Consider the following 19536-nt stretch of genomic DNA (forward strand, 5'->3'; position numbering starts at 1 on the left):
CCCGCCGGGTTGCAAATCCGCCAGCGCACCGCCCACCATTTTCCCGCCAAGGTCGGAGACCTCGTTTTCCTGCTCCGGCAATATGCCGCGGATAAGGGCACCGCTGACCGCCGAGCCGGCGCTCAGCATACCCTCGCCGTTCACATAAGGCGCCGCCCCCTGCACGCTGCGGTAGGTTTTGAGCACCGTCTCCGCCTTGCGCCAGTCCTTCAGTGCCCCCCCCATGCCGCTGACGGTGACGTGGGACACCACGCTCAGAATGCGGTCACGCAGCTCCTTCTCGAAGCCATTCATCACCGACAACACCGTGATCAGGGCCATCACCCCCAGGGCGATGCCGAGCATCGAGGTCAGGCTGATGAAGGAAATGAAATGGTTGCGGCGTTTGGCACGGGTATAGCGCAGGCCGACGAACACTTCGTAAGGTCTGAACATCGCCTCAGCGTTTCCTGCGGGCGGTACCCGCCTTGTGTGCCTGCGGCGCCCTCATGCCCGCCGCGCGGTAAAGGGCCGTGCTTTCCGCCGGGTCCAGCTCGCGCCACCGGCCCGGCCGCAGGGTGGATTCCAGGCGCAGGGGACCGAAACGCACCCGTATCAAGCGGCTGACTTTCAGCCCCTGGGATTCCCACAGGCGCCGCACCTCCCGCCGCCGTCCCTCCCGGAGTACCACGTGGAACCACCGGTTGGCGCCCTGCCCACCACCGACTGTGATCTTTTGAAAACGGGCCGGGCCGTCGTCCAGTTCCACCCCTTTGGTGAGGCGTTCCAGCATCAGCGCGTCCACTTCGCCCAGCACCCGCACCGCGTATTCCCGCTCAATTTCCGTGGACGGGTGCATGAGACGGTGGGCCAGTTCGCCGTCGCTGGTGAGCAGCAGCAGGCCACAGGTGTTGATATCCAGCCGGCCCACGGAAATCCAGCGGCCATCGCGCAGCCCGGGCAGAGCATCAAACACCGTTGCGCGGCACTCCGCATCGCGCCGGGCACACAACTGGCCCACGGGTTTGTGGTAGAGCAGGGTTTTGGGCGGCAGCTCGGATGCGGCCCTGACGGTCACGCTTCGCCCGTCCAGGCGAACGTCGTCCCCGGGCCGCACCCGGTCGCCAAGCCTGGCCACCCGGCGGTTGACCGTCAGCCGGCCTGCCGCAATCCAGGCTTCTATCTCCCGCCGCGAGCCCAGCCCGGCGCGCGCCAGCGCTTTTTGAATGCGTTCCCCCTCCACGTCGGCGCGACTCAGGACGGCACCTGGACCGCGGCGCCTTGCGAGACGGCTTCGGACCCGGGTTCCGCAACGGCGTCGGGGTTTGCCCTGCTTTCTTCACCGGCCACGAGGCTGTGAAGCGGGATCTGGGTCTGTTCCGGCTCCATACCGGCGGCGATCTCATCGAGGCTGCGCACCTCTTTGAGGGGGGGCAGGTCGCTGAGACGCTTCAGACCGAAGTAGTCCAAAAATTCCCGGGTAGTGCCGTAGAGCGCCGGCTTGCCCGGCACCTCGCGGTGGCCGACCACCCGCACCCAGCCCCGCTCCAGCAAAGTGCGAATAATTGTGGTGCTCACACTGACGCCGCGGATTTCCTCGATTTCACCCCGGCTGATGGGCTGCCGGTAGGCCACCAGCGCCAGGGTTTCCAACAAGGCGCGCGAGTAACGGGGGACGCGCTCCTGGCGCAAACGATGCACCCAGGGGGCCAAAGCCGGCTTGACCTGCAGACGATAGCCGCTGGCGACCTGGGCCAGCTCAATGCTCCGGTCCTCGCAGTCCCGCTCCAGCAGGGTCAGCGCGCCCCGGATCTCCTCCCGGCCCGGTGCATCCGGCGTTTCACTGAACAGGGCCAGCATCCGGTCCAGATCCAAGGGCCCGTCGGCTGCCAGCAAGGCGGCTTCCAGGATAATTTTAAGCTGAGTCAGCGGCATCGGCATGGGGCGGCACCCGTACGTAAATCGGCCCGTAGGGGGCGGTCTGCAGCAATTCCAACACGCTGTCCTTGATCAGCTCCAAGATGGCGAGAAAGCTGACCACGACGCCAAGACGCCCCTCTTCCGGCGTGAACAGGGCAGTGAACGGCGTAAAGCGCTCGGCGTGGGAACGCTCCAGTATCTCGCTCATGCGCTCCCGCACAGACAGGGGTTCCAGCTGCACGCGATGGTGGGAGAACATCTCAGCCCGCTCCATCACTTCTTTCAGGGCCCGCAGCAGATCAGGCAGGCTCACCGCCGCCTGGGGCTGGGGCCGTGATCGCGGCACCTGCGGCGCCGCAAGATGAACAGGAAATATTTCCCGGCCCACTTGGGGCAGGGCATCTATATCTTCTGCGGCTTTTTTGAAACGTTCGTATTCCTGCAGCCGCCGCACCAGTTCCGCCCGCGGGTCGGCTTCATCGTCCTCCGCTCTCGGCGGACGGGGCAACAGCATGCGCGATTTCACTTCGGCCAGCACCGCCGCCATCACCAGGTACTCCGCCGCCAGCTCCAGCCGCAGGCCTTTCATCCACTCCACGTAGTCCATGTACTGGCGGGTGATCTCGGCAATGGGAATATCAAGGATGTCCAGGTTCTGCCGCTTGATGAGATAAAGCAGCAGGTCCAGCGGCCCCTCAAAGGCATCCAGAAAGACCTCCAGGGCATCCGGTGGAATGTAGAGGTCCCGGGGAAGCTCGGTGACCGGCTCACCGCGTACTTTCGCCAGGGGTGACAAGGCTTCCGCTACTTCAGACATAAGGTAAATTTTTGTGGGTAAGGGACTGAATCAAAACCTGTCGCTGCTGAGCCCCAGCGCTTGACGAACTTCACTCAAGGTATCCCCCGCCACATTCCGCGCCGCCTCGCAGCCTTCGGCCACAATGGTGCGCACCAGTGCCGGGTTGCGCTCGAACTCCAGGGCACGCTCCCGGATGGGGGCCTGCTCGGCCAGTACGGCCTCCACCAACGGTTGTTTGCACTCCAAACAACCGATGCCGGCCTGGGTGCAGCCGGTCTTGACCCAGGCCCTGGTTTCTTCGGGGGAATAGACCTCGTGCAAAGGCCAGACCGGGCATTTGGCCGGATCGCCCGGGTCGCTGCGGCGCACCCGGGCAGGATCGGTGGGCATGGTACGCAGCTTCTTCTCCACTACGGCGGGATCTTCCCGCAAGCCGATGGTGTTGCCGTAGGACTTGGACATCTTCTGCCCGTCCAGGCCCGGCATTTTCGAGGTGGGGGTGAGCAGGGGCTGAGGCTCGGGCAGAATCACCCGGCTCGCGCCTTCCAGGTAACCGGCCAGGCGTTCCATGTCGCCCATGGTGAGGTTCTGCTGGGATTCCAGCAGGGCACGGGCTGTATCCAGGGCCTCGTGGTCGCCCTCTTCTTGAAAACGGCGGCGCAGTTCCCGATACAACTTGGCATTTTTTTTACCCATTTTCTTGGCCGCCTCTTCCGCTTTGAGGGCGAAGTCAGGCTCGCTGCCATACAAATGGTTGAAGCGGCGCGCCACCTCCCGGGCCAGCTCGATGTGGGCCACTTGGTCTTCCCCCACCGGCACCGCAGTGGCTTTGTAGATCAGAATGTCCGCCGCCTGCAGCAAGGGGTAACCCAGAAAACCGTACGTCGCCAAATCTTTTTCTTTGAGCTTGTCCTGCTGGTCTTTGTAGGTGGGTACCCGCTCCAGCCACCCCAGCGGTGTGATCATGGAAAGCAACAGATGCAGCTCAGCATGTTCAGGCACTTGCGACTGAATGAACACCTTGGCGGCATTGGGATTGATGCCCACTGCCAACCAGTCGATCAGCATTTCCCAGCTGCTTTCCCCGATCAGCTTCGGATCTTCATATTCCGTGGTAAGGGCGTGCCAATCTGCCACGAAGAAGAAGCATTCGTACTCGTGTTGCAGGCGCAGCCAGTTTTTCAGCACGCCGTGATAGTGACCCAGGTGTAAGCGGCCCGTTGCCCGCATGCCCGATAACACACGCTGGGGCTGGTGTGGTAAAACGTTCACTCTTAATCGTGTCCTTATGAACGAAACAATGGGAAGTTTAGCAGCTTGTTGAAAAAGGCCAGGAAGGCCTTGTTCAACATCCTGTCAGACGTTGCCGGCCTGGTTCAAAGACCAAAGACCCGGTACAACACCCCCTCCACCGCGTACACGGGAGGCAGGACAATATGACCCAGCACCCCCGTCACCAGCAACAACAGCAACACCAGCAAACCATAGGGCTCAGCGCGCAGCAGGGTATCACCCCAGCGGGGCGGCAAAAAGCCGGCAGCCACGCGGCTGCCATCCAGGGGCGGCAGGGGCACGAGATTGAGCACCATCAACAGCACATTGATGGTGATCCCGGCCTGGGCCATGTACGCCAGAGGCAGCGCCACCATGCCCAATGTGCCCGACAACATCAGGCTTATCTTGAGCAGGACGGCCCATATGAGAGCCATGACGAGGTTCGCAGCCGGTCCGGCCAAAGCCACCAGCGCCATGTCCCGCCGGGGATTGCGAAGGTTTTCGGGATTGACGGGCACGGGCCTGGCCCAGCCGAAAAGAATCCCGCCTGCCCACAGCAATATCGCCGGAACGAGAATGGTACCGATGGGGTCGATGTGCTTGAGGGGATTGAGAGTGAGGCGTCCCAGCATTTCGGCGGTAGGATCCCCGAACCGCCGCGCCACCCAGCCGTGGGCGACTTCGTGCACGGTGATGGCGAAAATCACAGGCAGAGCCCAGACCGCCAGCTGTTGCACCAAATTGAGTTCCTGCATCGGAAAATTATACATGCATTGGCCGCGGCGCGGGCAATTCGCCGCGTCCTGGCGCTTCAGGCGGTTTCAAAGGGAGCGGTGTCCCCCTTTCCCTGACGCAGCACCCCTGGCGCGTCGCCAGTCAAATCCACCACGGTGCTCATCTCAAAGCCGCAATAGCCTCCGTCGATGACCAGATCCACCTGATCGCCCAAGGTCCGCTGAATATCGTAGGGATCAGTAAGAGGAAAATCCTCACCGGGCAGCAGCAGCGTCGTGCTCATCAAGGGCTGCCCCAGAGTTTCGAGGACAGCCTGGGCGATGGCATTGTCCGGCACGCGGATGCCGATGGTTTTGCGCTTCGGATGTTGCAGGCGGCGGGGAACCTGGCGCGTCGCCTGCAAAACAAAGGTGTAGGGCCCCGGCGTGAGGGATTTCATCAAGCGGTACGCCGCATTGTTTACCACCGCGTACAAGGCGATTTCCGACAAATCGCGGCACACCAGGGTGAAGTTGTGCTTGTCATCCAGGCGGCGGATGAGGCGGATCCGGTCCACCGCTGACTTGTCCCCGATGTGGCAGGCCAGAGCATAGCTGGAATCGGTGGGATAGACCACGACACCACCTTTTTCCAGACACTCCGCGGCTTGAGTGACCAGGCGCGCCTGCGGCGTCTCGGGATGAATGACCACCACGCGGGACATACGCCTCGATGGTCCTCAGGCGCGGCAGGCGAGGCGGTACCCGGCCCCGTCCCAAAGCGACCATATGGGTCGGCATTCCCGTGGCAGCGGCGGAAATGCGCCCAATCGCTGCCCCGGCGCACCGGGATCATGAAAATCGGAACCGGCAGATGCCAACAGCCCGAAACGGGCACACAAGCGCGCCAGCGTGGAAACTTCCCCACCCGGCGGCTGACCGGACACCACTTCCATTCCCACGCCGCCGCAACATTTGAAAGCCTGCAGCAAAGCCCGCAAGCGGGCCTGGGTGAAGCCGTAGCGCAGGGGGTGGGCGAGCACCGCCTGTCCCCCCGCCGCTTTGATCCAGGCCACGGCCTCTTCCAAGGCCGCCCACTCGCCGGCGACATACGCGGGCCGGCCGCGTTTAAGAAAACGGCGGAAGGCGTCGTTTAACGTTTTGGCATGGCCCTGACCCACCAGCAGGCGGGCGAAATGGGTCCGTGCCAGGACCGGCCCGCCGGCCAGTGCCACCGCGCCCCGGTAGGCCTCGGTGACGCCTTGTTGCTCCAAACGGCGCGCCATCTCCTCGCCCCGCCACGCGCGGTGGGCGCGCAAGCGCGCCAAGCCCGCATTCAATCCCGGGTGATCGGGCGCCACGCCCAGGCCGACAATGTGAACCACCGCACCGTTCCAGGAAACGGAGATTTCGACGCCGGGGATAAGTTCAACACCCATTTCAGCCGCCGCGGCGTCCGCCTCCGCCACCCCTGCGGTGGAATCGTGGTCGGTCAGCGCAAGGTGGCTCACACCCGCGCGTGCCGCCAAGGCCACCACATCCGCGGGCGGCAAAAGCCCGTCGGAGCAACAAGAGTGGGTATGCAAATCGTGAAGCAACATATTTGGAGAAAAACAGCCCTGTGGAGGGTGGGAGCGCCCCGCCTGGGACGGACGATGGAAATCAGTTATGATAACTGTTTCATTATCTGTGCGCGATGCCTGCTTGACTACCCATGAAGCTATTATTTGATTTTTTCCCGATACTGCTCTTTTTCGCCGCCTACCAGCTTTACGACATTTATGTGGCCACCGTGGTGGCCATGGTCGCCTCGGTAGCGCAGGTGGCATGGTCCTGGTTCCGCCACCGCAAAGTGGAAAACATGCATTGGATCACCATGGCCCTCATATTGGTGCTCGGTGGCGCCACGCTGATTCTCCAGGATGAGATGTTCATCAAATGGAAACCCACCGTGGTGAACTGGCTGTTTGCCATCGCCTTTCTGGCCAGCCAGTACATCGGTGGCCGCCCCATTATCCAACGGGTAATGGCGGCCAATATCAGTCTGCCCCAAAACATCTGGACCCGCCTGAACATGATCTGGATTGCGTTCTTTGTCGCCTTGGGCGTGATCAACCTGTTCGTGGTCTACAACTTTGACACCGATACCTGGGTGAACTTCAAACTGTTCGGCATGTTGGCCCTGACGCTGATCTTCATCTTGTTGCAGGGGGTCTATCTGGCCCGGCACATCCAGGAAGGGGAAAGCTGAGACCCATGCTCTACGCCATCATCGCCGAAGACCACGCCCACAGCCTGACCAGACGCAAGACTCACCGGCCCGCTCATCTGGAGCGGCTGGAGGCCCTCAAGCAGCAGGGAAGGCTGCTGCTGGCGGGCCCTCACCCGGCCGTAGACAGCGCCGCGCCCGGTGCGGCCGGTTTCACCGGCAGCCTGGTCATCGCGGAGTTCCCGTCACTGGAAGAGGCCACGGCCTGGGCTGATGCCGATCCCTATCGCCGCGGCGGCGTGTACGCCACGGTGACTGTCAAGCCCTTCAAAAAGGTATTGCCATGAACCGGGCTGAAGACCGCGCACAGCGAATACGGGAACAACTCGAAGCGGCCTTTGAAACCAGCGTCCTTGAGGTGCAAGACGACAGCCATTTACACGCTGGCCACGCCGGCGCCGGCGGGCTGGGCCATTTTACGGTACGGCTTACAGCCACCGCTTTCGAAGGAAAATCCCTGCTCGAGCGGCACCGCATGATCTACGCCGCCCTGCACGAACTCATGCAAACCGACATTCACGCACTCCGCATCCATGCGCAAGCGCCCTCGGACCAGAGGGCCCCAACCAAAAAGGGAATCACCACATGAATTCATTGTCCATGCGCGGCGCCTTGGCCCTTGTCGCCTTTGTCGCCTGCACAGCTTTGGTCCAGGCGGATGAAAGCGGCGAAATCGTCGCCGTTGTCAATGGTGAAAAAATCACCCGCCAGGACGTCAATATGTTCGCCGGAGCGGCCGCGGCGCGGGGTCAGCGCCTGACGCCGGAAATGGCGCAGCAGGCGCTCATCGAGCGTGAACTGCTGGTGCAGGACGCCTACCGCAAAGGCCTGGACAAGAACCCCGCGGTAATGGCCCAACTCAAAGAAGCCACCCATGCTTTACTGGCCCGCGCCGCGGTGGGACAGTTGCTGCAAAGCAACCCGCCCAGCGATGCCGAGCTGCGTAAGCTGTACAACGACAAAGTCGCCTCTCGCTCGCTCACGGAATACAAAGCCCGCCACATTTTGGTCCCCACAGAAGAAGAGGCCAAAAACGTGATCGCGGAATTGGACAAGGGTGCTGATTTCAGCGAACTGGCCAAAAGCAAATCCACCGGGCCCTCCGGCCCCAAGGGGGGGGATCTGGGCTGGTTCAGCCCTGCGCAAATGGTCAAACCCTTTTCCGACGCCACCCAGGCCCTGAAAAAAGGCAGCTACAGCAAGACACCGGTGAAAACGCAGTTTGGCTGGCACGTGATTCAACTGGACGATACCCGCACTGTGGCACCGCCTTCCTTCGAGGACACCAAAGACCGCCTCCTGGAAGCTGCCGGCCAGCAACGCATCGGCGCTTATCTGGAAAAACTGCGCCAGGCCGCGACGATAGAAACCCCGTGAGCCAGACGCGCACCATCCCCGTGGCCGGTGGCGATTCACCGGCCACGGCAAAGCAAACCGTCCGCTTTCAAGAAGCCGTTCCGCACTTCCCCCTGGTGCTTTGACGGCTGCGGCTGATCAATGACATGAACAACATCAACAGTGCCCTGCTCGGAGAAACCCCCACCCGCTTCACCCTGGACAGCCGGGAGGCCACCCGTGATGTCATCGCAGCAATGACCGGGCAGGCCCGGCGCAGCCTGGCTGTTTTCACCCCTGACCTGAACAAGTTTCTGTATGACCAACAAGCCTTCGTTGATGCGGTGCGACAGCTGGTGACGTCGCGGCGGGGGGCGCTGATCCGGGTATTGGTGAAGGACTCCAGCCGCGCCGCCGCCGAAGGACACCGCCTGATCAATCTCGCGCAGCGCTTGAGCAGTTTTATTCACTTCCGCACGCCGCCCGAAGACTATGCGGAGTACCACGAGGCCTTTTTGATTGCAGATACCAGCGGTGTGGTGCACCAGGCCCAGGCGGATCGTTTCAAAGGCTGGGCCTGCTTTCATGCACCGCTGGAAGCCAGACGTTTGCGTACGTTTTTCGACGAGGTCTGGCAAAACAGCGCCCCTGATTCGCGCTTGCGGAGGCTGTCTGTCTAGCAGGAATGCCTTTACCCTTGATATCCCTCAGGAAGCTTGAGGCCGGTTGGTGCCCGCGGCAAGCTTTCGCACTCCACCCTAAGCCCTCCCCCGGGCAGTTCGCTGCCGCCCGGCGCGGCGTTCGCGTTCTCAGCGGCCCCGCAAAAACAGGCGGTCCAGTTCTTCCATGCTCAGCTGCACCCAGGTCGGCCGGCCATGATTGCATTGGCCGCTGCGTTCGGTGCCTTCCATGTCGCGGAGCAAGGCATTCATTTCCGGAACCGTCAACTGCCGGTGGGCGCGCACGGCACCGTGACACGCCACTGTCGCCAATACCGCATTGCTTTGTTCTTCCACGCGGCGGCTGGCACCCATGGTGCTCAAATCGGCAATCATGTCGCGCAGGAGCTGGGCAGGGTCAGCGTTTTGCAGCAGGGCGGGCACTTGCCGCACCACCCAGTCGGTGGGCCCCAGGCGGGCGATATCGAAACCCAGTTCCGCAAAGGTGGGGCTGTATTCTTCCGCCAGCGCCGACTCGGCCGGACTTAACGCCACGCTGACGGGCACCAACAACGACTGGCTCACCACATTGCCGGCCTCACGGTCCTGCTTTAAGCGCTCGTAAACAATGCGCTCGTGGGCCGCGTGCATGTCGACCAATACCAGGCCGGCGGCGTTCTGGGCGAGGATGTAAATGCCGTGCAATTGCGCGATGGCGTAACCCAAAGGCGGGAGCTGTCCGTCCGCCGCCTCCGGCTCCAGGCGTGGAGTGGCCGGTGTGGACTGTGGCACATTTTTTCCCGCCGGATGCAGGGCGGTATAGGCCGCCATCTGATCACGCACCGCCAACGGCATGGGGCTTTGTGAGGAATACGGCGCGGTGGTCCGGCCGGTTTGCGCGGCTGGGGGGGAAGAAGGGGGCGCAGCGGCGTACGCACTCACGCCGGGTTGCACCTGCGCCAAGGCGTCTGTCAGGCCCCGGAACAGAAAATCGTGCACAGTGCGGCCTTCGCGGAAACGCACCTCGTGCTTGGTCGGATGCACATTCACGTCCACGTCTTCCCGCGGCGTGTCCAAATACAAAAGATAAACGGGATGACGGCCCTGGTAGAGCACGTCTTGATAAGCCTGGCGGACAGCGTGGCTCACCAGACGATCGCGCACGATGCGGCCGTTGACGTAAAAATATTGCATATCCGCCTGGCCGCGGGCAAAACCGGGCAGGCCGATCCAGCCGCGCAGCCTGAGCGGCCCGGTGGAAAAATCCACGTGCACCGCGTTTTCCATAAACGCCTGGCCCAACAAGGCTGCCACCCGCCGCTCTTGCCCGGGCCGGTCCGGCGCCGGCTTCAGGCTGTAGACGGCTTTGCCCTGATGACGCAAACTGATTTGCACATCGTGCCGGCTCAGGGCGATGCGTTTGACGGCTTCTTCGAGATGCTGATATTCGGTGCGCCCGGTGCGGAGAAACCTGCGCCGGGCCGGCGTGTTGAAAAACAGATCCCGAACCTCGATGGTGGTGCCAAACGGGTGCGCCGCAGGTTCAGGTCCGCCGTTCACCTCACCTCCCGAACCACTGATGCGCCAGGCCCTCTCTTCTCCTTCGAACCGGGAGGTCAGGCTGAAACGCGCCACCGAGGCGATGCTGGGCAGGGCTTCGCCCCTGAAACCCAGACTGGCCACGGCCATCAGATCGTCGAAACTCGCAATCTTGCTGGTGGCATGTCGTTGCAGCGCCCTGATCATGTCATCCCGGTGAATACCGCGACCGTCGTCCCGCACCCGAACCAAGCGTATGCCGCCCTGTTCCGCATCCACTTCAATGCAGCGGGCACCGGCGTCCAGGCTGTTCTCCAGCAACTCTTTTACCACCGAGGCGGGACGTTCCACCACTTCGCCGGCGGCGATTTGATTGGCCAGTTGCCCGGGGAGGACTTGTATGCGTTTTGGAGGCATAAAACAGGCGCGCGAACGCAGCGACAAGGGTGGGGGGATTATAGCGAAAGAAAAAGCGTGGCGCGGCGGGCTGGACTCAACCGCCATCCAGCAGCGGGATACGCAACACATTGCCCACGAACAAACGATCGCTGCGCAACCCGTTGGCCGCCCTGAGGGTGGCCACGCTCACGCCATAGCGCCCGGCGATTTTCGACAGTGTGTCACCGCGGGCGATGACATGGCGACGCTCCTGATTCATAGCCGCCAGCTTGGTGCCACGGGGAGGATTGTCGTGGAAATAATCGCGGATGCCCTGAAAAATCGCGCGGGCCATGCGCTGTTGCCCGGCACCGGAACGCAGCCGCGCCTCTTCTTCGGGGTTGGAGATAAAAGCCGTCTCCACCAGGATGGACGGCACATCCGGCGCCTTGAGCACCGCAAACGGCGCATGCTCCACGCCGGGCCGGTGCAGTCTGCTTACGGCACGCAGATGTTTTAACACTTTGCCGCCGGCGTAAATGCTGTCCTGTACAGTGGCGTCCTGATACAAATCAAAAATGACTTCGCGCAGCACCTCATCATCGGTGCCATCCATATCCACACCGATCAGGTCGCTGGCATTCTCCGACGCCGCCAGCCACCGCGCCGCTTCACTGCTGGCCCCCTTGCGGGACAAAACGTAGACAGACGACCCATGGGCGCGGGGATCACGGAAGGCATCGGCATGGATGGACACCAACAAATCGGCCTTGTGCTTGCGCGCCCGCTCGATGCGGGTACGCAGCCTGACCCGGTAGTCGCCGTCGCGAATCATCACGGCGCGCATGCCCGGCTCCTTGTTGATCAGGCCCGCCAGCTTGCGCGCCATGGCCAGAGTGATGTCTTTTTCCTTCGTGCCGCGAGGGCCTTGGGCACCGGGGTCACTCCCGCCGTGCCCGGCATCCACGGCAACAATCACGTCGCGCAGCGCGGGTTTGGCGGGCCGGGGTTTGCTGAGTGGCCGGTTCTTGGGGTGAGGCTGCGCCGGTGCCTCCGGCGTGAGCGGGGCTTTCACCACCCGGGGCCTGGCCGGTGCAGCGGCTGCCGGTTTCAGGTCGATGTGGAGCTGATAGCCACGACCGCCGGGATCAGGCAGCCACTGGCTCTTGGGGACATGCTTGGCTTTCAAATCCAGCACCACGCGCAAATCATGCCGCCGTCGGGGGGCGGACCGGATGCGCGCGAGCGTGCTGTCGCGGTAGTTCAGTTTTCTGGTGGAGGCCTTGAGGCGAGCGTCGAGGAAGTCGATTACCACACGCTCGGGATCGGATAACACAAAGAGCTTGTATCTGACTTTCTTGTTGAGTGAAAACACCACCCGTTCGCCGCCCTCCACGGCGTACAGCTTGACGCCTTGGATCTGGGCCTGACCGGCGTAGACCCCGGGACCCAGGCAACAGCAGCACAGTAAAAGAATTCGGAACGCGGCCTTGTTCATTGTTCTGTCCTCCATAAACGTATACCCAAAGGCCGTCTGATACGCAAGCTTTCTAAAGCAAATTATTAACTGTCTGAGCCTATCCCTTCCCTGATTGAGTCTTTTTCGTCACATTCGCCAGATAATCAAGCGGCATGCCTTCCCCACCGTCGTGCCGATGGGCCCGCAGACAACTCGCCAATGCCGCCGCTACCCGCGCAACATCAGCGCCGGCGGGGCTCAGCCGCAGTACCCGGCCGTTTGCACGCTGCTCCAGTTCCATCTGCAGGTTGGCGACGGGCAGCGCCTCCTCACCCCGCTGCGGCCACTCGATCAGCAGCAGCGCGTCCCCATCAAGCAGGTCGCGAAACCCCAGGTACGCCAGTTCTTCCGGATCATTCAGGCGATACAGATCGAGATGGTGCAGCCTGAAGCCGCCGATGCGGTAGGACTCCAACAGGCTGTAGGTGGGGCTCTTGACCGCCCCCGCGTGACCGTAGGCCCGCAGCACACCACGCACCAAGGTGGTCTTGCCCGCACCCAGCTCTCCCAGCAGAAAGAACACGCCGCCGCGTCGTCCCCACACCCGGGCCAGACAGGCCCCGGCGGCCAGGGTCTGGGCCTCATCGGCCAGAAACAAGGTGCTCACCGGGGATTGACCCCCACCCTGATCTCGGGCAACAAATCGCTGGCCACCATGCCCCGGGGCTGTTCTCCCGCCGCCCGGTCACCGGCAAGGGCGTGGACATACACTCCCGCCTGCGCCGCCGCAGACAGCGCCAGGCCTTGCGCCAGCAGGCCGCCGACAAGGCCGCTCAGCACATCGCCCATGCCGCCGCTGGCCATGCCGGGATTGCCCCGGTCGCACAGGGCCAGGGGGCCGTCTCCGGCGCAGATCACCGTGCCGTTGCCCTTGAGCACCGCCACCCCGCCGTATTCCGCCTGCAGGGCACGCACGGCAGCGAAACGGTCCGCCTGCACTGCCGCGGCTGTACTGCCCAACAAGCGGGCCGCCTCGCCGGGATGAGGGGTGAGCACCCAATCTGTCCGGCGCCGGGGCGCCGCAGCCAGGGCATTGAGGGCGTCGGCATCCACCACCAGGGGCTGGGGCGCCTGCCAGATACGGGACAACAAGGACCGGGCCCAGGCACCGCGTCCCAGCCCCGGACCCACCACCACCACGGTGGCACGCGCCAGCAAGGGCTCAAGTTCAGCCGCCACGCTGATGCCATGGCACATGAGCTCGGGCTGCAGCACCATCCCGGCATGGGCGTGTTCAGGATGGGTGGCGATGCTCACCAGTCCGGCGCCGCTGCGAGCCGCCGCGCAGGCGGCCAGACGGGCAGCGCCGCCCATGCCCGGTGCCCCCCCCACCACCAGCACATGGCCGAACTGGCCTTTGTGGGCGCCGGGCGGGCGGGGCGGCAGCCAGGCGGCCAGCGCCGCCGGCACAATCCGCAACGCCGCCGCGGGCACCCGGGCAAAGACCGCCGCGGGAATGCCCAAGTCGTCATAGCTCAGGGTGCCGGTCAACTCCGGTCCCGTGGCGGTGAAGAGGCCCTGTTTGAGGCCGATGAACGTGACCGTGTGGCAGGCCCTCACGGCCACGCCCAAGACCCGGCCCGTGTCGGCATGAAGCCCGGTGGGAACATCCACGGCAATGACTGGCCGCCCGGCCCCGTTGATGGCGGTCACGGCGGCCCCAGGAGCGCCGGCGAGAGGACGGTCCAGGCCGGTGCCCAGCAGGGCATCCACCAGGACGTCCGCTTCCTCTAGCGCCGGCACATCCAGGATCCGGGGCCGCACCCCGGCGTCCACCATGGCCTCGAAGGCATGGCGGGCATCACCCCCGATGGCGCTTTCTTCCCCGATCACGGAAACACTGACCGCCCGTCCCGCCTCCCGCGCCAGGCGGGCCACCACGAAGCCGTCGCCACCGTTGTTGCCGGTGCCGCACAGCACCACGATGCGGTGCGCCCGCGGCCAGCGCTCCTGCAACTGGCGCCATACCGCCTCGCCGGCACGGTTCATCAGGGTAATGCCGGGGATGCCCATCTCGTGGATGGCAATGCGATCCAGCTCGCGCACTTCCGCGGCGCGATAAAGGGCCTGGGGCAGGGCGGTCATGGCGCGTATCATAGCGGCTATGGAGACGCCGGAGAAGCCGGGCGGCGAGGCCTGGAACACCCTGGCCGCGGCCATCAAAAGCTGGGGACGGGAGCTGGGCTTTGCCCAGCTCGGCATCAGCGATACCGACCTCAAAGGACACGAGGCCCGCCTGCAGCAATGGCTGGCGGCGGGCCGTCACGGCACCATGGACTACATGGCCCGCCACGGCAGCAAGCGCAGCCGCCCGGCCGAGCTGGTGCCGGGCACGCTGCGGGTGATCAGCGCGCGCATGAATTACTTCCCCCCCACGGGTACTGACCCCTGGGCTGTGTTACACGATGCCGGGCGCGGTTATGTGTCCCGCTACGCCCTGGGGCGGGACTACCACAAGGTGCTGCGCCAGCGCCTGCAAAAACTGGCCGGACGCATTGCCGCCCACGCAGGTGAGTTCGGCTGCCGGGTGTTTGTGGACAGCGCCCCGGTGCTGGAAAAAGCCCTGGCGGAGAAAGCCGGCCTGGGCTGGATCGGCAAGCACACCAACTTGCTGCAGCGGGATTGCGGTTCGTGGTTTTTCCTGGGAGAGATTTACACCGATCTGCCCCTGCCCGTGGACGCGCCCGCCACTGCTCATTGCGGCACATGCCGCGCCTGTCTCGACGCCTGCCCCACGGCGGCCTTTGTGGGCCCCTATCAACTGGACGCGCGCCGCTGCATCGCCTACCTCACCATCGAGCACCACGGCAGCATTCCAGAAGTCTTGCGCCCCCGGCTGGGTAACCGGATCTACGGCTGCGACGACTGCCAGCTGGTATGCCCCTGGAACCGCGCGGCGCCCTCCAGCGCCGAGGCGGATTTCCGCCCCCGCCACGGCCTGGACGCGCCCCGGCTGGTGGAGCTGTTCGGCTGGTCGGAGGAAACGTTTTTGCAAAACACCGCCGGCAGCGCCATTCGCCGCCTCGGTTATGAGCGCTGGCTGCGCAACATCGCCGTGGCCCTGGGCAATGTACCGCCGCCTGATGCCGCCGTGGTGGCGGCGCTCCGCCGGCGGCAGCAGCATCCTTCGGCGCTGGTGCGTGAACACGTGGCCTGGGCCCTGGCCTGCCACGCGCAGGGCCCGGGCGCCGTGGTCCGGGTGCGGGCTCAGGACAGGCGGAAGAACTGCTCGCGGTAGTGGCGCAGTTCGGCGATGGAGTCGCGGATGTCGTCCAGGGCCAAGTGGCTGCTGTCTTTTTTGAAGCCCTCGTAGACCGCCGGCGCCCAGCGGCGGGCCAGTTCCTTGATGGTGCTCACATCGAGGTGACGATAGTGGAAGTAGCGTTCCAGGTCCGGCATCCAGCGCGCCAGGAAACGGCGGTCCTGGCAGATGCTGTTGCCGCAGATGGGGGAGGTGTTGGGAGGCACGTGTTGGGAGATAAAGGCCAGGGTCTGGCGCTCGGCTTCCGCTTCGTTGAGCGTGCTGGCACGGACCCGGTCGATCAAACCGGAGCGGCGGTGCTGGGTCTGGTTCCACTCGTCCATGGCCGCCAGCACCCCGTCGCTTTGGTGGATGGCCAGCACCGGTCCCTCGGCCACGATGTGCAGGTCGCTGTCAGTCACCACAGTGGCGAGTTCGATGATGTAATCGCGAGCCGTGTCCAGGCCCGTCATTTCCAGGTCGATCCAAACCAGGTTATTCGTATCTTGGGCCATCGTAATGGTGCTCCGCGTCCTTCAATGATCCGATGCAATGCCCCTGCTGCGCTTGTGTTGAACAGCCACGGTCAGTTAGTTTAATACGCTCACACCCACCCTGCCATCGAAAGCTGACATGAATGCATTCACCGCCGTGTTCCTTTTGTTTCTGGCCGGCAGCACCGCCGGGCTGTGGTATCTGGCCACGCGCCAGCTGGCCGCCTTGCGCCATCACCGGCACCAGGTTCCCACAGCCTTTCGCAACACCGTCACACTGGAGGACCATCAACGGGCGGCGGACTACAACAGCGCCCAGGTCAGGCTGGAACGCCTGGACCTGCTGTTGGGCGCGGGCTTGTTGCTGCTGTGGACCCTGGGGGGCGGTCTAAACATCATCGACAATGCCTGGCGCGCTTTGGCGTGGGGGCCGGTGGCCACGGGCGTGGGCGTGATCCTCAGCGCTTTCCTGATCATGGGCCTGTTGGATCTGCCCGTGGATCTGTACCGCACTTTCATCATAGAACAGCGCTTCGGTTTCAACCGCGTCACGCCCCGCCTCTATGCGGTCGACACCCTCAAAAAAGCCGCGTTGTCCGTGGCCATCGGCACCCCTGTCGCCGCCGTGATATTGGTGCTCATGGACAGCGCCGGCGCCACGTGGTGGTGGTGGGGCTGGGGCGTGTGGATGAGCTTCGTGGCCTTGATGCTGTGGGCGTATCCGGAATTCATTGCCCCCCTGTTCAATGACTTCAAACCACTGGATGACGAACAACTGCGCACACGCATCACCGGGCTGCTGGAACGCAGCGGCTTCAAAAGCGGTGGCATTTTCGTCATGGACGGCTCCCGGCGTTCCAGCCACGGCAACGCTTATTTCACCGGCTTCGGCGCCAAGAAGCGCATCGTGTTTTTCGACACCCTGCTGGCCTCCCTCAGCCACAAGGAAATCACAGCCGTCCTGGCCCATGAATTGGGTCACTTCAAACACCGGCATGTGCAAAAGCGACTGGCCTGGATGGCACTCGGCAGCCTGGCCGGTTTCGCCCTGCTGGGCTGGGCCTGCGGCGCTGACTGGTTCTTCCGGGGGCTGGGTGTGGAGCGCCCCTCGGCGCACATGGCCTTGTTGCTGTTTCTCCTGATCAGCCCCAGTTTTACCGCTGTGCTGCGACCTTTGAGCAGCCACTGGCAACGCCAACACGAGTTCGAAGCCGATGAATACGCCGCCCGCTGCAGCAACCCGGAGGATTTGATTCGTGCCCTGGTGAAATTGTACGAAGAAAACGCCGCCACGCTGACGCCCGACCCCTGTTATTCCGCGTATCACGATTCCCATCCCCCCGCGCCGCTGCGCATCCGCCGTTTGCAGTCAATGGCTGTCTGAACAACCCAGTGCCGGAAAAACACCCATGACACGCTCCCCCCGCAGCGCCGTGACAGCAGCCCGGCGAGGCACGGTACTGCGCCGCTTTGGCGCCAGCGCCGACATCGAAGACGATGCGGGCCTTTGTCGTCGCGTTCACATACCCAAGAAGCTGGCGCAGCTGGTGTGCGGAGACCGTGTCCTGTGGCAGGAACAAAGCCGGGGCAAAGCCCTCATCACGGCGCTGCTGGCGCGGGAGAATATCCTGGCCCGGCCCGATGAACGCGGCAGGCTGCGTCCCCTGGCTGCCAATGTGGGTCAGCTCATCGTGGTGGTCGCTCCCAGCGCCGCCGGCCCGCCCCTGACGGGGTCGGATGAAGACCTGCTCAACAGTTATCTGGTGGCTGCCGAACTCAGCCACATCCAGGCCTGCATTGTCTTCAACAAGATTGACCGCCTGCGGGAACACGCCCGGCAGGTCATAGACAATTACGCCCTGCGCTATCGCCGTATCGGTTATCCGGCCCTGCTCACCAGCGTGAAAACAAAAACCGGCCTGGACGCGCTGGTCGCCAAGCTGCGCGACCAGCGTTCGGTCTTTGTGGGCCAGTCCGGGGTGGGGAAATCATCGTTGATCAGATGGCTGATGCCCGCACAGGCGGATATCCGCGTGGGCGAACTGGCCGCCACCGGCCGCCACGGCCGTCACACCACCACCGTGGCCTCCCTTTATCACCTGCCCCAGGGGGGCGATATCGTCGACTCCCCCGGCGTGCGGGCCTTCGGATTGTGGCACATCGGGCGGCGGGATCTGGCCCGGGGCTTTGTGGAATTCGCCCGGTACCAAAACCAGTGCCGTTTCCACAACTGCCTGCACCGGGGTGAACCGCAATGCGCCGTGCTAGAGGCCAGCCGCCGCGGCGATATCGCCAGTGCCCGCCTGGCCAGCTACCGGCGGCTGGCCGATCAGCTGGCCTGACTATGCCCGCCGGGCGTGTTTGAAAAGAGTAAAGAAATTGTTGGTGGTCACATCGGCCAGCGTATCAAGCGACTCATTCCGGCAGGTCGCCACACACTCTGCCACATGGCGCACATGGGCGGGCTGGTTGGGTTTACCCCTCAGCGGTACCGGGGTGAGATAAGGGGCATCGGTTTCAACGAGCAGGGCAGACGCAGGCAGCGCGCGCGCCACGGCACGCAGGCTGCCGGCGTTTTTGAAGGTGACGATACCGGAGAAGGACACGTACAGTCCCATGTCCACTGCCTGGAGTGCCATGTCCATAGTGCCGGTAAAACAATGCAACACCGCGCCGGCTTCAAAGGCGCGCTCTTCCCTCAGGATGCGCAAAGTGTCCTCTTCCGCATCACGGCTGTGGACAATCAGCGGCTTGCCAATCTCCCGCGCCGCGCGGATATGGTGGCGGAAGCGCTGCCGCTGCCATTCCAGATCGCCTTTGCAATAATGGTAATCCAGGCCGGTCTCACCGATGGCGACCACTGCCGGATCATCGGAAAGCTGAACCAGGCGGGCGACGCCGGGTTCCTCGCCTTTCTGCTCGCTGGGATGGGAACCCACGGAAGCAAAAACATTAGTGTGGAGATGAGCCAGGCGGCGCACCGCCTCCACGGTGCTCATGCCTATGGAAACGCACAACATATGACTCACCCCCTGTTTCCGGGCGAAAGCGAGCGTTTCATCCAGGCTTTGGCCCAGGGCTTCGAAATCAAGCCTGTCCAGATGGCAGTGGGAATCGACGAGCATAAAGAGGGCGCTGACAACAACCGAAGTGCGAAGCTTCGGCACCTGGGAAATACCGAAGGTACGAAGGGGCGCGGTCCGGGTGTTACATGGTCTGGGTGTGGCGCTCGGATTTCAAGGCGCCGGCAAGATAGGTTTCGATCTTGCTTCTGACCATCTTCCCCGCATTATCGTCACCGAACTGCACCCCGATGCCCGGGGTACGGTTACCCTGGGCGGCCTTGGGCGTCAGCCAGACGATGCGCCCGGAAAATGGGATCTTCTCTTTTTCCTCCATGAGGGTCAAGAGCACGA

General features: G+C 63.6%; 23 protein-coding genes. 8 read left to right on the top strand and 15 right to left on the bottom strand.

The features are described from left to right. The 8 genes from ENJ19_11405 to ENJ19_11440 all read right to left on the bottom strand — a co-directional run. Positions 1-435, bottom strand: a 435-nt coding sequence (locus ENJ19_11405; GenBank protein ID HHM06327.1) for a lipoprotein-releasing system transmembrane subunit LolC, incomplete at its 3' end; no start/stop codon positions are given. Between the two features lie 4 nt (positions 436-439). Further along, positions 440-1222, bottom strand: coding sequence for a pseudouridine synthase (locus ENJ19_11410; protein HHM06328.1), 783 nt, complete (start codon positions 1220-1222; stop codon positions 440-442). An 11-nt stretch (positions 1223-1233) separates the two neighbouring features. Beyond that, positions 1234-1914: an SMC-Scp complex subunit ScpB gene (scpB, locus tag ENJ19_11415; GenBank protein ID HHM06329.1), complete on the bottom strand. Its 681-nt coding sequence runs from the start codon at positions 1912-1914 to the stop codon at positions 1234-1236. Then, complete coding sequence (locus ENJ19_11420; GenBank protein ID HHM06330.1) at positions 1895-2716, bottom strand: segregation/condensation protein A; 822 nt, start codon at positions 2714-2716, stop codon at positions 1895-1897. The genes scpB and ENJ19_11420 overlap by 20 nt, the downstream gene beginning before the upstream one ends. Positions 2717-2746: 30 nt before the next feature. Further along, positions 2747-3940, bottom strand: a complete 1194-nt coding sequence (locus ENJ19_11425) for a tryptophan--tRNA ligase (protein HHM06331.1) — start codon at positions 3938-3940, stop codon at positions 2747-2749. A 134-nt stretch (positions 3941-4074) separates the two neighbouring features. Continuing rightward, positions 4075-4728, bottom strand: coding sequence for a site-2 protease family protein (locus tag ENJ19_11430; protein HHM06332.1), 654 nt, complete (start codon positions 4726-4728; stop codon positions 4075-4077). A gap of 56 nt (positions 4729-4784) precedes the next feature. Further along, positions 4785-5411 carry a threonylcarbamoyl-AMP synthase gene (locus tag ENJ19_11435; GenBank protein ID HHM06333.1) on the bottom strand — a complete coding sequence of 209 codons (627 nt, stop codon included), beginning with the start codon at positions 5409-5411 and terminating at the stop codon, positions 4785-4787. Between the two features lie 15 nt (positions 5412-5426). Next, on the bottom strand, positions 5427-6287 hold the full coding sequence (locus ENJ19_11440; GenBank protein HHM06334.1) for a PHP domain-containing protein: 861 nt from the start codon (positions 6285-6287) through the stop codon (positions 5427-5429). A gap of 113 nt (positions 6288-6400) precedes the next feature. Here ENJ19_11440 and ENJ19_11445 point away from each other — a divergent pair, with 113 nt between their 5' ends. From ENJ19_11445 to ENJ19_11465, 5 genes are all read left to right on the top strand, one after another. After that, complete coding sequence (locus tag ENJ19_11445; GenBank protein ID HHM06335.1) at positions 6401-6937, top strand: septation protein A; 537 nt, start codon at positions 6401-6403, stop codon at positions 6935-6937. Between the two features lie 5 nt (positions 6938-6942). Next, complete coding sequence (locus ENJ19_11450; protein HHM06336.1) at positions 6943-7242, top strand: YciI family protein; 300 nt, start codon at positions 6943-6945, stop codon at positions 7240-7242. Next, positions 7239-7544: a BolA family transcriptional regulator gene (locus ENJ19_11455; GenBank protein HHM06337.1), complete on the top strand. Its 306-nt coding sequence runs from the start codon at positions 7239-7241 to the stop codon at positions 7542-7544. The genes ENJ19_11450 and ENJ19_11455 overlap by 4 nt, the downstream gene beginning before the upstream one ends. After that, a complete protein-coding gene (locus tag ENJ19_11460) occupies positions 7541-8332 on the top strand; it encodes a peptidylprolyl isomerase (protein ID HHM06338.1) in 792 nt (263 codons plus the stop codon). The genes ENJ19_11455 and ENJ19_11460 overlap by 4 nt, the downstream gene beginning before the upstream one ends. Before the next feature lie 125 nt (positions 8333-8457). After that, positions 8458-8970, top strand: coding sequence for a hypothetical protein (locus ENJ19_11465; protein ID HHM06339.1), 513 nt, complete (start codon positions 8458-8460; stop codon positions 8968-8970). 129 nt (positions 8971-9099) lie between these two features. On the opposite strand, the gene mutL is transcribed toward ENJ19_11465, so the two are convergent. The 4 genes from mutL to ENJ19_11485 all read right to left on the bottom strand — a co-directional run bounded on the left by mutL (position 9100) and on the right by ENJ19_11485 (position 14470). Then, positions 9100-10905, bottom strand: coding sequence for a DNA mismatch repair endonuclease MutL (gene mutL / locus ENJ19_11470; protein ID HHM06340.1), 1806 nt, complete (start codon positions 10903-10905; stop codon positions 9100-9102). Between the two features lie 76 nt (positions 10906-10981). Next, on the bottom strand, positions 10982-12379 hold the full coding sequence (locus tag ENJ19_11475; GenBank protein ID HHM06341.1) for a LysM peptidoglycan-binding domain-containing protein: 1398 nt from the start codon (positions 12377-12379) through the stop codon (positions 10982-10984). Between the two features lie 64 nt (positions 12380-12443). After that, a complete protein-coding gene (tsaE, locus tag ENJ19_11480) occupies positions 12444-12992 on the bottom strand; it encodes a tRNA (adenosine(37)-N6)-threonylcarbamoyltransferase complex ATPase subunit type 1 TsaE (protein ID HHM06342.1) in 549 nt (182 codons plus the stop codon). Then, the gene (locus tag ENJ19_11485) at positions 12989-14470 is read right to left on the bottom strand and encodes an NAD(P)H-hydrate dehydratase (protein HHM06343.1); all 1482 of its coding nucleotides are present in this window, start codon (positions 14468-14470) and stop codon (positions 12989-12991) included. Before ENJ19_11485 ends, tsaE begins: the two co-directional genes overlap by 4 nt. Positions 14471-14489: 19 nt before the next feature. Between ENJ19_11485 and queG the strand changes: the two genes are divergently transcribed. Beyond that, entirely contained in the window at positions 14490-15623 is a 1134-nt protein-coding gene (gene queG / locus ENJ19_11490; protein ID HHM06344.1) for a tRNA epoxyqueuosine(34) reductase QueG, read from the top strand. On the opposite strand, the gene ENJ19_11495 is transcribed toward queG, so the two are convergent. Continuing rightward, the gene (locus tag ENJ19_11495) at positions 15593-16141 is read right to left on the bottom strand and encodes an oligoribonuclease (GenBank protein HHM06345.1); all 549 of its coding nucleotides are present in this window, start codon (positions 16139-16141) and stop codon (positions 15593-15595) included. The two genes, queG and ENJ19_11495, sit on opposite strands and share 31 nt — an antisense overlap. Positions 16142-16259: 118 nt before the next feature. On the opposite strand from ENJ19_11495, the gene ENJ19_11500 reads away from it, so the two are divergent. Together ENJ19_11500 and rsgA are read left to right on the top strand one after the other, a co-directional pair. After that, complete coding sequence (locus ENJ19_11500; GenBank protein ID HHM06346.1) at positions 16260-17504, top strand: M48 family peptidase; 1245 nt, start codon at positions 16260-16262, stop codon at positions 17502-17504. Between the two features lie 25 nt (positions 17505-17529). Then, on the top strand, positions 17530-18462 hold the full coding sequence (rsgA, locus tag ENJ19_11505) for a ribosome small subunit-dependent GTPase A (protein ID HHM06347.1): 933 nt from the start codon (positions 17530-17532) through the stop codon (positions 18460-18462). Here rsgA and ENJ19_11510 read toward each other — a convergent pair whose 3' ends face one another. Together ENJ19_11510 and ENJ19_11515 are read right to left on the bottom strand one after the other, a co-directional pair. Then, positions 18463-19245 (bottom strand): TatD family deoxyribonuclease, encoded by a 783-nt coding sequence (locus ENJ19_11510; protein ID HHM06348.1) that lies wholly within the window; start codon positions 19243-19245, stop codon positions 18463-18465. Positions 19246-19327: 82 nt separating this feature from the next. Then, positions 19328-19536: pilus assembly protein PilZ (locus ENJ19_11515; protein ID HHM06349.1), on the bottom strand; the 209-nt coding region annotated here is incomplete at its 5' end.

The organism is Gammaproteobacteria bacterium (assembly GCA_011375345.1).
Taxonomy (GTDB): domain Bacteria; phylum Pseudomonadota; class Gammaproteobacteria; order DRLM01; family DRLM01; genus DRLM01.

Excerpts from the sequence above, each read along its gene's own strand:
- scpB (HHM06329.1), bottom strand. The coding sequence starts at position 1,914 with ATGCCGCTGACTCAGCTTAAAATTATCCTGGAAGCCGCCTTGCTGGCA.
- ENJ19_11420 (HHM06330.1), bottom strand. The coding sequence starts at position 2,716 with ATGTCTGAAGTAGCGGAAGCCTTGTCACCCCTGGCGAAAGTACGCGGT.
- ENJ19_11430 (HHM06332.1), bottom strand. The coding sequence starts at position 4,728 with ATGCAGGAACTCAATTTGGTGCAACAGCTGGCGGTCTGGGCTCTGCCT.
- ENJ19_11435 (HHM06333.1), bottom strand. The coding sequence starts at position 5,411 with ATGTCCCGCGTGGTGGTCATTCATCCCGAGACGCCGCAGGCGCGCCTG.
- ENJ19_11440 (HHM06334.1), bottom strand. The coding sequence starts at position 6,287 with ATGTTGCTTCACGATTTGCATACCCACTCTTGTTGCTCCGACGGGCTT.
- ENJ19_11445 (HHM06335.1), top strand. The coding sequence starts at position 6,401 with ATGAAGCTATTATTTGATTTTTTCCCGATACTGCTCTTTTTCGCCGCC.
- ENJ19_11450 (HHM06336.1), top strand. The coding sequence starts at position 6,943 with ATGCTCTACGCCATCATCGCCGAAGACCACGCCCACAGCCTGACCAGA.
- ENJ19_11455 (HHM06337.1), top strand. The coding sequence starts at position 7,239 with ATGAACCGGGCTGAAGACCGCGCACAGCGAATACGGGAACAACTCGAA.
- ENJ19_11460 (HHM06338.1), top strand. The coding sequence starts at position 7,541 with ATGAATTCATTGTCCATGCGCGGCGCCTTGGCCCTTGTCGCCTTTGTC.
- ENJ19_11465 (HHM06339.1), top strand. The coding sequence starts at position 8,458 with ATGAACAACATCAACAGTGCCCTGCTCGGAGAAACCCCCACCCGCTTC.
- mutL (HHM06340.1), bottom strand. The coding sequence starts at position 10,905 with ATGCCTCCAAAACGCATACAAGTCCTCCCCGGGCAACTGGCCAATCAA.
- ENJ19_11475 (HHM06341.1), bottom strand. The coding sequence starts at position 12,379 with ATGGAGGACAGAACAATGAACAAGGCCGCGTTCCGAATTCTTTTACTG.
- ENJ19_11485 (HHM06343.1), bottom strand. The coding sequence starts at position 14,470 with ATGACCGCCCTGCCCCAGGCCCTTTATCGCGCCGCGGAAGTGCGCGAG.
- queG (HHM06344.1), top strand. The coding sequence starts at position 14,490 with ATGGAGACGCCGGAGAAGCCGGGCGGCGAGGCCTGGAACACCCTGGCC.
- ENJ19_11495 (HHM06345.1), bottom strand. The coding sequence starts at position 16,141 with ATGGCCCAAGATACGAATAACCTGGTTTGGATCGACCTGGAAATGACG.
- ENJ19_11500 (HHM06346.1), top strand. The coding sequence starts at position 16,260 with ATGAATGCATTCACCGCCGTGTTCCTTTTGTTTCTGGCCGGCAGCACC.
- rsgA (HHM06347.1), top strand. The coding sequence starts at position 17,530 with ATGACACGCTCCCCCCGCAGCGCCGTGACAGCAGCCCGGCGAGGCACG.
- ENJ19_11510 (HHM06348.1), bottom strand. The coding sequence starts at position 19,245 with ATGCTCGTCGATTCCCACTGCCATCTGGACAGGCTTGATTTCGAAGCC.